The organism is Mucilaginibacter sp. PAMC 26640, from assembly GCA_001596135.1.
GTDB lineage: Bacteria > Bacteroidota > Bacteroidia > Sphingobacteriales > Sphingobacteriaceae > Mucilaginibacter.
In genome coordinates, this window is record CP014773.1 from 3,562,477 (window position 1) to 3,576,993 (window position 14,517).

Below are 14,517 nucleotides of genomic sequence, written 5' to 3' on the forward strand. Positions count from 1 at the left end.
ACGTTTAGCCCTTTGCTTCGTTCCCTGTATTTGTTGTGTTTTTAATATCTGCTTCCATAGGTATCCGGGGGTTTTCTGGCCCTTTCGAAGTTAAGTATAACGCTGAGCTTACCCCCGCAAGTAAAAGCAGCGTGTCACTAAAAACGGGCATTGATTTGTTGCTAATAATATACCATATAAAATAGGCGCCTAACACAAGGTTCCATAAAAGTATTTGCGCGCGCTGTACGCTGATATTTATCCCGTCAGATACGATATCTAATAAAAAACTGCGGTGTTTTTTTAGGAACGTCGCTGTGCTTGGCAGCACAGCATTTGTCATTTGGGCTTTGGTTTGTTCCTGCTTTTTATAAAAGTCAATAAAACCGGCAACACCGGTGGTACCGCCGCTTATGCCTAGCAGCACCAGGCTTGACTGATTCAGCGAGTCTGACAAGCCTGTAAGTAATACAAGATAAATAAAACCCCCAAGGATGATAACCGTCCAAAATGCAAGTTGTGTTTGTGCAAGGCTAAAGGGGCCTAATGTTGCATTTATTCTATCGGGATCTCTTATTAGCCCGGTTGAAGAGCATAGGTATATAAAATAAAACGTAAACGCGAAGTATGTCGCCAGCACAATCCAAAATATACGGGGTTCGTAAAAACATACAATTATATCAGATATGGTACTTTTGGTACCGTAACCTAACGGGTACATACCCTGCCAGCCTAGAGAAAGCCCTATCTTGATTTGGCTTTCGTTCCAGTGGGCAAGTCTGAACAGGTTATTCCAGGCATTTTTATTAGTGCTATCTCTCTTGAAAATAAACGGCACCCAGAGTTTATCGGGCCATATTTTTGATTTGTCATTGATGTCTTGCTGCCTTATTTCTTCAAAGTAGGGGGTGGTCATTCCTTTTAAAGGTAACCCATCAGCATATAAGATTAATTTAGTCTGGTCGGTTGGGCGTTGTTGCAAAAATCCTTTCGGATTACTTATCAGTATGCTAATTTTATAATCAACCCTAATAATTTTGGCCTTGGTGCCAGGGGCCAGAATATCCCTTGCTTTAATGTCTAATATCTCCGATTTGACGTTCGTTTCATTTAAACTATCTACCTGTAAGGCAAGAGCATTTGTAAAACATGCAGAACCACAAAAAAGTACGATAATTAAGGTTTTCATAGAAGAGGTATTTGAATTTATGGGTACCCAGGCAGGTGAACACTTAATAGGCGACATAAATCTATGGCTAGCTAAACTTTATGTCAATAGCCATAAGTAGCTATTTATCAGATTTTACATAGGCTAAGCTTCTGTATGGCCATCCGGTAAATGGCTACTAGTAGCTATTTTTTTTGTGTTGAGGGATGATAACTTTGGTATTCATCTACTTGCTTCAAAAAACCTTATAATATGACAAGAGATCAAATTTCCCGGCTGTTGACCAGCATAACCGGTAACCTTCAGGTATCATCTGCAACTGACAAAAAAAGTGTTGACGACCTGCAACAAACACTTGAATCTGTATTGCTTTCGCAAACTACAAGCCCGGATGCTACAAAACGCCTGACCTTTGCAAACGCCGATTTTTTTGCGTCGCGACTACGAGAAAAGGTTAGCACCGATTTTAAAGACCGGGTTGTAAATAAGACCGATACGCAACTTGGCGATAATGAAATGCATGTGGTTGTTAGAGACAGCCCTATACGCTCGACGCAAATTGCAGGGAGCATGACTAAAATTACCGCAGGGGCACGCATAACAAAAACTATTGGGCCTTTAAAAGATATTAGCGGTAGAGACCTCTTCTTTGATTTTATCCGGATACAAAAACTGATTCCGCTGTATATTCAGGGTAATGCACTACCAGCATTGTTGTTCAAAAGTACATTCCTTTCAAAAACACGGAGACCAATAGGTACAAAACCAGGGTTGACGCAGCAATATTCCATTGATGCTAATACGATATGGATAGCAGCGCGCATATTTGATGCCGCTGCACCACAGGACTTGTATTTTGGGCTGAGGGTAAAAAGCGGCTCACTTTTATTAAGCGCAGCCCCTGTGTTTAACGGCGATAAAGTAACCATTGCCGCAACCACCACCGCAACCATCGCACTCAACCTGGAACAAAAAGTTGCCACGCTACCGGCTGCAGACGATACCTATGGCTTAGACGCCACAGCCTGTGAATTACTTTTGCCCGAGACATTTAATTTTAGTTTTACCGGAAATACTAAAAACATACAGGAGATATCTGCTTTAACCTGCAAGATTTACGGTGAGCAGTACACCTTTAGTTACAATGGCAACCTGCCTTCGGGCTACAATGGAATATTAAATCGAATTTGCTTCCCGATAAAATGTGATTGCGCAAATTTTACAGTAACCGATTCCAAATCACCCTTCCTGAAGCTAGATGGAAGCGCGCCCATTACAAACGCCTGGTGGACGGTTGCTACAGCGACCATCGACATCACTAAACCGCTCGAAGCCGATGGCAACGGTGGTTTTCTGATAGCCTGTGGTAAAGGCATATTGGCTGATATAGTAGGTATGGACGGATCACTTGCATTCCCCGCTCCGTTTTTTATTGTTGAACCGGGGCGCATTGGTGTAACTGAGCTTGAAAGCAATGGAAGCGGTTATCGCCATGTATTGGAGGCATGGCGAGATGAACAGCGTAGTTTTGGTACAACTATTGAATTAAAACTGTTAAAAAAGGCACTATTTTTATATAATTCACTTTCTCAAGGGATTGAGGCGCTCAGTTTAATTGTAGACCTAGACTTTAAGGTTGATAGGCCTGTTAAGGTAAATGGCGAAGCAGTAGCGGTAAAATCGAAAAATTCTATTGTGGCTTTGTCTGCTACTAAAGCAAACAAGGGAATAATATTATATGATGATAATATCTTATGGGATAATAATCTTCACTCTACCCAGATACCGGTAGTAAAACCATATGCATTAGCTATGCATAACGCTTTATTTACGGTTACCCCGCCTAACGGTGCAGTACTTTTAGGGGAGTATGAAGATGGGTTAAAAAGGGTTTTTACCGGTAATGTTTATTTAACTTTTGGCTTGCTCTCCTATCTGCCTACCTTGCCAGATCCCTACGCCGCTAACCTTGGCGCATTAAAAAGCCAGTTTGAGAATCGCGGCAGGTCCCAGGTTTGGCTTTGGCTGGTATGTCGTGTCCAATGGGAAAATTCGGGTGAAGTAGCAGGGAAAGTTGGCCTATCCTTTCATTTCGCGCCATTAAAAGAACAATTTACGGTACTCAGGGCCAGTGCCAGCGCGGTCGATGCTGCAGGCGCCCAAATTGACGGTCTTGACCATTCTAAATTATTTTACAGCAACCTCGAACCGTCGGTGGCTGCAACAGATACCCATAGTACAATAGGTGTTGAGCCAGATGGCGGCCTACAAACATTTGCCGCTTCGGTGTTCAATCGGCGCCAGTTACCTGTCGGCGACCAGTTGAATTTAGAAGCCTTTTCACTACTTGACGTCAGTAGCAAGGCTAACCAAATGGGAATTGCATTTACCGGTACTCAACAAAACTTTGCTCTTATGCGCCGCATGGGCGTCGAACTCAACAGCAATAGGGAGGGGGGCACGCTCTTTCCAATACAGGTAAGCGGGCTTAATGTTGTTACCCCCGGATATAACGCCCGTGCGTTCACGGTACCGCAGGTAGCCTGGGAGCCGGTATTAAATGTGAGCCCACCGGCACCAAACCCGGAACCATCAGCCGAATGGCCGAACCCTTCAAATGACCCGCCTCTGGGTTGGAATTATTTTCCGGATGATGGGTTTGCAACAAGGATAGGTAATTCGTCGGCCGTGCCGGTAACCCTTTCGCCAATACCCATGGCTAAATACCTAACGCAAATGTATCAACATCAGACGGATGGCAAAACCTATGCGGTTTTTAATTTGCCGTTTGGCATGTTGGCCATGACGATCTTGAATAACCAATCGGGGCAAATCAACCTGCCGACAATCAGCAATGTTAAACCTTTATTCAATAAATATATACATGGCGGTATTCAATTGGAGCTAGCAGCCGGCTCATCTTTTAAAAGCGGGGAAGATAATCTTTTTCAGGGCCTTACTTTTCAGCTGGTCAACGTGTTGGATATGTATGGCAAATTCAATAACCAAAGTACGCTGGGTTCAAGCGTTGAAAGTATCTTTAACGGGGAGTTTTCCAAGGCACCTGCCAATCCGCAGGATACTACAAGGCCCGGAGTTCCGCTTACGCGTATTGGGCTAAGCGGCTATGGTGCCAACGCCTTTAGCGACTGGCACAACAAAGGTGCAGCTTTTGCTGAAACCAGCCAGGCCACATTTAATATCGTAAGCGGCCGCACTGCCCATGAGGTAGTGCAGGTAAAAAGCGTTATATATCCCTGGGGCATTTTTGTGGTGCGCACAATTACCCTGTTCCGGCTGAGCAATGGCTATGTAGGCCGCGTAGATAGCGGTTGGCAGGCCGAAAGCGATGGCAAGTTTTATTTTGGTGTACGAGACAGCGCCAACCCTTATGAAATACACACTGGTATTGTTAAAGGCTTATATCACATCCGGAACATCCGCGAAAATGAGCTAAGCCATGGCGGCAAAATGGACATTAAGGATGGCGATAGAATTTTTGATCCGAACACAAATGCAGAGGTGGTTTACAACGGCCCAACTTACCAGGAAACTGCTACTTTAAGGGGATTAACTTTTGATGCTGATTTTGATATAGAGGACGTAATTGAAGGGGCGGGTGCAAACAATCTTGTGCCATCTAAACAGCTATTGGGCTATGTGCAGCTTTCGCCGAGGGGTACGGCTATTAGCAGTGAACTATTTAGGTCATTACTTCAATCTCAAAATAATTCTATTGGGGGCGCTGTAAACTGCACTATAAAAGTAGCGGGGACCAACCAGTACATGAAGTTAAACCGTATTGATGTAAACAATTCACTAGACAATGTAGATGCCCCAATATTTGTAGCTGCCGCCAGGGGTTCTGTTGTTTTACCTAAAGACGGCAGCTGGAGTATGGTTACCCACCAGGTAAGTGATGGCACGGTATCTCCATTAACGCAAAGCCTTTCCGTTCCGCTTATTCGCATAGGTAAGTGGGCTAAAGATAGCCTGGCAAATCCGGATGACGCTAATAACTTATTAAGGATTGCGCATCCTGCAGAAATTTTGAGGTTACCGGGAGCAGACACGATAAATTTTGGCTTCCTTCAAAATTTAAATACGCAAAAGGTGCTTTTCTTGACTCCTTCATTTAAGACAGGATTTAATTCGTGATTAAGCAAAACGCCACCTTTGCTTGCAGATGCACATCGCCTGCTCAATACTAAAGGCATTTTCCCCAATATCGGCAATGCAAGTGATAATTTGGGTGCTGCAATTCAATTATTAACGGGTACAGATGATAATGGCAACCCGTTGCAGGCTTTTGAGAAAGCAGCAGATATGGCCGGCGATGTGTTGGATGCCGGCAAACAGGTTTATGAGATACTCAGTATCGATTTAAAAAAGGAAGGTGATAAATTGCTGGATCAGGGGTATAAGCTTATCAAACAAAAGGGAGATGAGATTTTAAATGCCGCCTTCAAATTTGATTTACCCGACCTGGAATACACCTTAATTGATGTTACCGGCTTGAAAATATTTGTTGAATATAAAGCCAGCGGTAGTGCGGGCAATTTTAAAGGCAAGCTTGATTATGATGTAGATTCATTCGCCAATAAAATGGCCGACCAATGGAAGGGCCGTATGAATAATTTAGCCATGGTGGTAAATCTTGGTCCGTTTGATAGGTTAATGACCATAAAAGGCAACTTTAATGCGCAAAAAGGAAAGGAATCTAATTTTGGCAGTAAAGAAACCGCTGATGGCAACACACTACCTACACCTGAGATAGAATTTAGCGATGCGCTTGAGCCGGTGATAAAAATACTGGAGATACTTTCACAGCTCAGCCAGGGTAACTATAAAGATGCGCTTCAAAAAGGTCTCAAAGTAGCCATGAGCAACAGTGCGAATATTTGGGAGTACAAATACGAGGCTACAAAAGACATTCCATTGGTTCGCTTTCCATTGGGAGCTCTTTATGAATCTCCACAGGTTCCGTTGAAACTGGAAGCCAGCATGAGCCTGGGCGTTTACTTTAATGCCGCGTTAAAGGTAACTACAGATCCGTCACAGCTTTTGCCGACTGCCGGGGCGTTCTTCAAATTCCATGGTGGGTTGCAGGTAATGTGCGTAACTGTTGGTGCGGGTACCATTTACGCCGTTGGTAACGTAGACCTTAAATTGGCTGCAGATACCAGCCCGCTTATTGCTTTGGCCATGAAATTTGGCTTTGGCGCCCAGATAGGGGTAGGCCTACCGGTTATTGGTAATGTAAGCGTGTTGTTCATGGTAGGGGTTGAGATCTATGTCGATTCATCGCAAACAATCATCGTAACTGCATTTATGTATTTCCGTGGGCATGCAGAAATTTTAGGCGGCCTTATTGGTGTAACCATCACCATCGAAGCCAAAGGATCTATTATAAAGCCCGGTTCTGGCGCACCTACAAGCTGCAAGGCAAGCGTCTCTTTCGGCCTTGATATAAGTATATTCCTGGTTATTGATATTAGTTTCCATGAAAGTTGGGAAGAGACCAGGCAGATCGCATAACCATTTATCAAATTAAACTTATCCTTGCTATGGCAAATTCTAAAGATACACGGTTTACGCTGATGGCCTTCCCTCAGCTGGTCAAAGAGGATGGTACCCTCACCGTTAATTTTCTTTTTATTCCGCGCAATATCAACCCATTATTGCCGGTTAACACAATTTTTGGCGATGCAGGGCAGGCAGCTCCCTTTGCCACAGCGCAGCTTGTTTTTAACATTGTGGTTGTAAATAACCCCGACGAATTCCCGGGTAAAATTGCAGCTGATGAAAGGGCAGATTGGGCAAATATTGTCTATTCCGATCAAATTGCGGATATCTACAAAACGCTTAGGGATGCCAGGGATGAAGAGGGCAGGCCAAAATATTTTGATATTGATGAAACCTACAGCTCAGACAACGCAGCTCAACCCGAAGAACAAAAAGCGCCGGTTGCTGAAGAAAGAAGTACAGCTATAAAGAAATATTTGCCGGTAAGTTATCGTAAGGCTTTTAATTTTACGTCTCCACGGTTGCCAAACGCGGTCACTGATGACAGTTATCACTGCGCCATGCGCGATCAGCAGCAGCCTGCATCTATCCCCAAAAGCAATAAGATAAGTTGGGGTAAAGTATACGCGCATCTTTTAAGGCAGCCGCTGATGGCAGAAAAAGCCGGCCTGCTTTATAAGACGCAAATAACATTAGCACCTGATGATTTTAAGCGGGGCGGTTGGCTTTATATAGATATTGCAGCGGGTAGCCTATACGCCGCAGAACAGGCAAAATCAATTGCGCTTGCCAGTGATTTTTTTGTAAAACGTTATGCGGCACGTATCCCGTCTCTAAAAAAGGCTGCAGATGGAAAATTTCTTGCAAGAGCGTTGTTCGCTTCAGTATTATTCCCCGTGGTAAATGCCGGCGATAGTCCGGATGGTGCTTATGACGATCTGTACATCGAAGCGGCAGATTATAACAATGGCCTGATAAAGATCATACATGCAAACCAGCCGGTAAGCGCTAACTTACTTGCCGAAAGCCAGGATGGATTTCATCCGCAAAAAGAAGCTGGCATACGCCTTGGCTGGGATGACGAACAGATCTTAACCTGGTATTTACGGCAATTGGCAAAAGACGATAGCGTTGCTGCTGGTGCCGGCAGATTAGATGCACCGCTGGGTATAGCCGGTTATCACATCGATGTAAAAGATGCGGAAATATCAGGCGCCGAGTGGGAAAGCCTTAATGCCGTAACCAGTAATGGCAACATGATGTTGGAAAACATCAATATTGGCAGCTACGCAGGTGAATTGCCTTTTCAGGTTTACCCGGTTAAGCTTTTTGGGGTTGCTACAAGCAACTACTGGCTACCAATGTATTTTGCCAACTGGAACGATTGCTCGTTGGTGATACCTGATAAAACAGCAGCAGAAATTTATCTCAACGCACAGGCCCTCCAAATGGTTGAAGGCGTTACCGAAAACCGCAATGTAAAGGTTAGCGACACTTATACGGCCAATGTTAATGTAAAATTAAAATATGGCCATGCTTATGATTTTAAAGTACGCCTGGCCGATTTAACAGGTGGCAGCCCCGCCATTGCTGGAGAACCAACCGGCAACAGGCCGGGCAGCGTAGCTAGTCTTCGTTTTAAAAGATATGTGGCGCCTTTTGCATTGCGGATTGTAAACGAGGCGGATATTAAAACATCTACCGATGATCTTAATTTCAATGGCAACATGCTTGTCTTGAAAAGACCATTAATGGGGTATCCATCGGTAGTTTATACAGGAAAATACACCGATGCGATAGGTTTGCTGAAAGCATCTGTTGCTGCGCAGCTAACTATAGTTAACGAGGATAACAAAGCGAAGGTTCAAATTGGTTTGGCCGATCCGGATGTAGTGGCTGTGATGATTAAAGTTGAGGTGGAGACGCTTCAAATGGATAATCTGGCTAGCGATGATGGGAAGCAAAATTACATAACCCTTTACAGTTGCAGGCGCAAATTTGCCGACGATTATGAAAGCGATCTTTCCATTTCCTTAAATTATAAAGACTACCAGGTTTTAAACCTGACAGCTATAAACCACCCATTTGGCAATGCTAACGACGACGCAACGATAATTGCCGATAGTGGCGAAATAATATTGCCAACTTGCCGTAACATCAGGATAACGCTGCGCGCTGTTGCAGATGGTTCAGATGATTACTGGGGGTCTTCTTCAACGGATCCAGATTTGGACAGCCGTTATGGTAAGCCTACAGTTTTAAAATTACGCAAGGATAGCGTACAAGAACCTCAGCTTTTTGCCGGCTTAGATGATGCAAGGCTATTACAGGGAATTTACCTGCAGCCCGATCCTCAGCCCGAGTACACCGGAAAGATCACTGTTAAGCAAACCGTTCCAATAAGTGAAGGGCTGCCAGATATTTTACATCGGTTTGCCAAACAACTGGATGTTGCCTGTAACGGCTTGACATTGGCAGCCAATAAAGGCGAGCGGGTTCAGTTTTGGTGCAGCAATTTGCTTAGGCACAGCCTGGCTCCTGATAATAGTAGTATTACTTTTGCCGGTAAAAATGAACTTACGCATCACTGGCTCGTGGTAATAAGCCTTACCGTTAACCGCGATTGGAGCTGGGACGGCTTAAACACTTTAAGTTTTGAAATAGAACGCCGAAAAAGTACGGAAGATAACCCTTTTGATGTTCATGAGCGTAAAACTAAAGCAGACAACTTGACCTATAACCTTATAGGCACGATGGAACTTAGGCGTATAGCCCCCTTCCAAGCCATACAGGCTGGAGATGATGGTTTTATCCATCGAGAGTATACAAAAGTTGTTTTAATTGATGTGATAGACTCTTTACCTGCCCCAGGTAAATTCCCCGATACGATATTGGCACAATACAAGATTACGCCGCGATTTATAGACGGGGTTGTGCCTGATGTGGAATTTTTTGAAACAAAAGATATATTGCTGCCTGCAACTATCAATCCCACACAGTTGCCTAAGGTAATAGGAGCGGGCATAGCACTATCACCTTATGTGCGTAACGATAAATATTCATCTACCGATGCCAGAAAACGTTTTCTATGGTTGGAGATGGATGCCGCGCCTGAAGATAATAGAGATGAAATATTTGCCCGGCATCTTTCCTATTCTCCCGACCAGTTGATCAGCAATAATCACCCACTATTATACGAACCTCCGGCGGAGCCGCCGATACCTCTAGATCCGGAACATGTTAGGGTGATAACGCCCGATTCGGGTCACGATCATTTTGGCTTGAAAGCAATGCAAAAGATGGAAAAATCTGTAGATGCAGGCCGGCAATTTTACTTGTTACCGTTGCCTGAAGGTATGCATAGCGAAAGCGCGGAATTGTTTGGCTTTCATACTTACGAATTTAGATATGGGCATACAGAAAAACTCTGGAGTACCGCGCAAGGCAGGTTTGGCCGGGCCTTTAGGTTAACCGGGCTGCAGCACCCTGCGCCAAATTTACTTTGCACAGTTAATCGCGACGATATAAAGATTAGTGTAAGCGCGCCATATGCCATGGCGGTTTATAACGGGCAAAATGTAACCGCAAATCCGCCAAAAACAGCTATCTGGAGCTTACTCTATGCCCAGGTATCACAGGCCGACGGTTTGGGGTATCGCAATATTTTGATAGCTGAAAGAAAACTGGAGTATGTACCAGAAAGCAGGGACAGCTTTAAGAAAAAAATAGAAATGCATGTGGATTTTAACGGTAAGCCCTGGTCGCCCCAGGTGCAATTACAGTTTATGCAGCAAAAGTATAATCTAAACGTTGCAATTGACCGGGATGCGCCCAAATACGCGCAAACTGAGTGGACGAATAAAGAGATTGAGCAGCAGCTAGCACTATACGGTTTACCGATAGATTCGCCGCTGAGCGTAGTTAGCGTTGAAGTATTTGGCCATACACGAAATATAGCCGAACATATATCTGATTTTGAGAATGTCAAAGAACATGTTATAGCGGGCGTAAGGCTGAACATGGACGAAGTGGCAGCAGATTATATGCAACAAAACCTTACAAAGCCGGTTGAGGCGCAACCCGACGAATCGATGCCATTAAGTAGTCAGCTAGGTTTATACAGAATATTGCGGACCTCCCCGTTAACCGAGGTGCCGTTTATCTGCTGTACAAAATAGTTTTACAAACAACAATAAACAGAATGTTATATGAATACACTTATTAATCAAACTAGACAGGTAACCAAAGCAAAATGGTTGATCTATTTGTTAGCAGTTATTTTATCGGGTTGCAGCAGGGTGGTCCTGGTGCCAGACTATAGCGCCGGGATAGAAGCAGAGATAGTCAACGGTGCCATGTTAAATGATAAGCTATACCTGGACCTGGCAGATGCACAACCTTCTAAAAGGGAGTATATCGATTTTTCGGAACGGTATTCGTCGGTAGAGGCCGTGATAAATTCTATACAACTAAAAAACGAGATCCGGCAAAAAAACACGGATATGCTTGCTATCATTAATAACTTAAAAGCTGCTTTTACCAAATACCGTGATGAACATAAAAAAAATAACACGCTCTCTGATGGCGAAGTAAAGGCCGATCAGGCATTCATCAAGGCTTTTTGGAAACCACTGTTAATAGCCGAGCACGGGTTGAAAAATGCCAAATAAATAATCACCACCAATTAATTAACAGACCATGCAAATAGACATAAACGAAGTGCTGGCAAATATGCTAGGTGCTATAAAAAATAGTGTAAAAGAAGATTGGCCATTAGTAAAAACGGCCGCGTCTGGTTATGTAGAGGATAAAAAACTTCGCCTCGAACTCCTTATGCAGTTGCGGTTGGCAAATGATATAAACGACGATGTTTTTTTGGCAAGGCTTGCTGACGAGAAAGACATCCTGGTATCTGAACTTCATTCTATCGCTATCCTGTCAAAAGTAGCCGCGCAAAATGCGGCCAATGCAGCGCTCGATGTACTGTCTAAAGCGGTTGACACTGCGCTAAAACTTATTTAACATGCTTTTAATTAAAAAAGCAGCCCCACTGTAAGCGAACGGAAATTAGCAAAATTAGTCGCGGGTTTTATAAGCCGATGATCTGAGCCATCTTTACAAGCGTATAAAGAAAATCGTTTTAGACTGTGCAACTAGCAAGAATTTTCTAAAAGCGAGATTAGCACTATCGAATACGGACACATTCTAAACGATTTTAAACTTTAATTTAGTTTGCTTTAGCTAAAAAAATAAAAACCTGTAAATTAATTAATTTACAGGCTTTTTGGGGTCATTTTATTGGATTTCTGTGCGCCCACCTGGGCTCGAACCAGGGACCAAAAGATTATGAGTCTTTTGCGGTAACCAACTTACCATGAGGCAAAATCATTATTCGTGATTTACAGAGGCTAATTTAAGACTATTTTTCAAATTGGTCAAGATTGCGCTGTTACATATTTGTAACAAAATGTTTCCGGCTTTTAACTGCGGTCGAAAACTTCGCTGTCTTTTTTTTCGTTATCTGGCGGAAAATAGACCTAGGGAAATCTGAAATAGACAAAGGCTGAAATCGGTAACGGCGGCCTAAATCCGCCTGAGCAACGAAGAGTGGTGAACAAGCCGGAACAAATAAAACTTTGGATTTTATGCATGCGCTTGTCGCAACGGTGATGTTTTTGCACACAGCAAAAGATTCAGGAGTCGAAATCTGTCAGGCTGTTGTTAGGGATTGCAATATCATCTTTTTCAAAAAAATTTAGTAAAAAGTGCGGTGGGAATGAGACATTCCCATTCCACTTATTCGCTGTAAAAAATCTTACGCATAGGCTATTGAGGAAGTGTAATGTTTTAAAAAATAGAACACATTAAACTATTTTTTGGCTATATTTGGCTGTTTTTAATGTTAATGTTATTTAAAATCAAACGCAATGATCAGAATAGCGAGTTATAGGTTACAACATTTTCGGAATATCAGATCTGCGGAACTGGTTTTCGATAATTACAACGTGATTATCGGCACAAACAACTCCGGAAAGTCTAATTTTATTCAGTCGTTCGGTTTCTTGAACTACATTTTATACAGCGCTTCGGAAGAAGTGACTGCCTCATTTCGCAATGGATTCAGAGGCACGTCGTACAGCAATGCATTGCCTAACAATTGGATAATTACCGAAGATGCAGAAGCTATCCCGGCGATATCTGCGGAATTGGAATTTGAAAACACAGAAACCAACCGGAAATTTACCTACTATATCCGTATTCGTTACCGGATCAGTGAACGGTCGAGACTCCCAATATTTTATATCGACAGCGAAAGCTTTCGTTATAAGGAAAATGGTAAAACCGGCGCCCCTGTGAGGATTTTTGCTCGTCATGAGAACGAGGTCCAGTATGGCAGTGATTTCCCGAAATTCAAGTTTGAAAACGGTGTGCCCGATACTTTCAGCCTCGTACGTGTTCTACAGCTTAGCAGCGGATCGAATGAGGCTTATACGGATGCGCAACAGTGTTTAAGCCAAGTATTAAAGACACCCGTGTTTTATTTTTCGCACACTGAGCTCACCAAAAACGATAGCACGGACCGTTTAGGGCTTTATAATGGTAGGGTCGTTGCATTTGATCTTGAAAGTGAAGTCCTTAACTTGGAAAAAGGTGAAAACTGGGATATTTTCAAAAGTGCTCTTTACAACGTGCTTGGCATCGAAGATGTAAACGTGGTCAGATTCTACATGGGCGACAAACAAAAGACAAACCAAGAAGAAATCAAATTTCTCCGTTTTCGTCATGCGAGCAGCCTGAAAACGTTGAAGGAGCTTTCCGACGGAAGTATTCTTTTGATCGCACTTATCGTCAAGGTGCTGAACAGTGATCACGATATTTTCTTTATCGAGGAACCTGAGAATTCGACGCACCCCAAAGCGCTGATGGACTTGGTAGCTTTCCTGAAAAGTTTCAGCGAAAATAAGCAGTTCATCATCACGTCCCATTCCATCGTATTACTCAATAAAAGCAAACTGGAGGAAATCATTACCAGCCGAACTACGGCTATGGGGATGAGCGAGTTTGAAAATGTCAGCTCCCGTAAGGAGTTAAAGACGCGCCTGCGTTCGGGGAGCAGCAGTTTTGCTGATGAATTATTTTTTGAGCAAACTGAGGAGGAGTTCGACTAGTGGCCAAGACGGAAAAGAACCCGAATTCTATCCTGTTTCTTTACGAGGGTGAAACAGAAGATGATTTTTATAAAAAGATTTTTAAGAAGTATATTCCCGAACGAGCGATCCGTCATAATTTCGGGAATCTGAAGGGTGTATATAATGTAACGGAAAAGGTAAGAAATAAGATCAAGGCGTACCTGGAAAATAAATCTTTTCAGGACTGCCAAGATATAAATGTGTTTGTGGCCATCGACCGAGAAGGTGATCGAAGCACGCCTGCTTTGCTACGGTTAGCCGAGTTGGAGAAGGAGTTTATTTATGAAGGGTCACGTATCAAAAAAATCCACGGACTGATTGCTACGCAGGATCTGGAATCCTGGTTTTTTCACGACCTCGGGGGTATATACAAACATTTGCAAGTACCTGTCAAGCAACGGAAGATGAATGCTTATCCCAATAAGGATAAGGTTAATAACAGGGTTCTTTCAGAGCTGTTTCACCGGTATAAGAAACATTACCAAAAAGGTCGCCGTGTTGCAGGTTTTGTAGATGCGCTTGATCTTGGCTTGATCTATGAAAATGTGCCCGAACTTAAAGAGGCTATTACGGCCATGCACGCATTGATACCGGCCCGGAAATCAGGTGCTAAAAAATAGACTATATAACCATATAAGCTTGTTCGATTTATGC

Annotated in this window: 8 protein-coding genes and 1 tRNA gene; 7 read left to right on the plus strand and 2 right to left on the minus strand. The window is 43.3% G+C overall.

What is annotated here, in order from left to right; all coding sequences use genetic code 11:
- Window positions 1-4 precede the first annotated feature (4 nt).
- Window positions 5-1,168, minus strand: coding sequence for a hypothetical protein (locus tag A0256_15385; protein ID AMR32706.1), 1,164 nt, complete (start codon window positions 1,166-1,168; stop codon window positions 5-7).
- 231 nt (window positions 1,169-1,399) lie between these two features.
- On the opposite strand from A0256_15385, the gene A0256_15390 reads away from it, so the two are divergent.
- Genes A0256_15390 through A0256_15410 form a run of 5 tightly spaced genes read left to right on the plus strand, consistent with a single transcriptional unit; the run spans window position 1,400 to window position 11,695 of the window.
- Complete coding sequence (locus A0256_15390) at window positions 1,400-5,305, plus strand: hypothetical protein (protein AMR32707.1); 3,906 nt, start codon at window positions 1,400-1,402, stop codon at window positions 5,303-5,305.
- 18 nt (window positions 5,306-5,323) lie between these two features.
- Window positions 5,324-6,685 carry a hypothetical protein gene (locus tag A0256_15395; protein AMR32708.1) on the plus strand — a complete coding sequence of 454 codons (1,362 nt, stop codon included), beginning with the start codon at window positions 5,324-5,326 and terminating at the stop codon, window positions 6,683-6,685.
- A gap of 29 nt (window positions 6,686-6,714) precedes the next feature.
- Window positions 6,715-10,851: a hypothetical protein gene (locus A0256_15400; GenBank protein AMR32709.1), complete on the plus strand. Its 4,137-nt coding sequence runs from the start codon at window positions 6,715-6,717 to the stop codon at window positions 10,849-10,851.
- Window positions 10,852-10,881: 30 nt separating this feature from the next.
- A complete protein-coding gene (locus A0256_15405) occupies window positions 10,882-11,343 on the plus strand; it encodes a hypothetical protein (GenBank protein AMR32710.1) in 462 nt (153 codons plus the stop codon).
- A gap of 28 nt (window positions 11,344-11,371) precedes the next feature.
- The gene (locus tag A0256_15410) at window positions 11,372-11,695 is read left to right on the plus strand and encodes a hypothetical protein (protein ID AMR32711.1); all 324 of its coding nucleotides are present in this window, start codon (window positions 11,372-11,374) and stop codon (window positions 11,693-11,695) included.
- A 287-nt stretch (window positions 11,696-11,982) separates the two neighbouring features.
- Here A0256_15410 and A0256_15415 read toward each other — a convergent pair.
- A tRNA-Met gene (locus tag A0256_15415) sits at window positions 11,983-12,054 on the minus strand.
- A gap of 546 nt (window positions 12,055-12,600) precedes the next feature.
- Between A0256_15415 and A0256_15420 the strand changes: the two genes are divergently transcribed.
- A complete protein-coding gene (locus tag A0256_15420) occupies window positions 12,601-13,842 on the plus strand; it encodes a hypothetical protein (GenBank protein AMR32712.1) in 1,242 nt (413 codons plus the stop codon).
- Window positions 13,842-14,483 carry a hypothetical protein gene (locus A0256_15425; protein AMR32713.1) on the plus strand — a complete coding sequence of 214 codons (642 nt, stop codon included), beginning with the start codon at window positions 13,842-13,844 and terminating at the stop codon, window positions 14,481-14,483. The genes A0256_15420 and A0256_15425 overlap by 1 nt, the downstream gene beginning before the upstream one ends.
- Window positions 14,484-14,517: the final 34 nt, after the last annotated feature.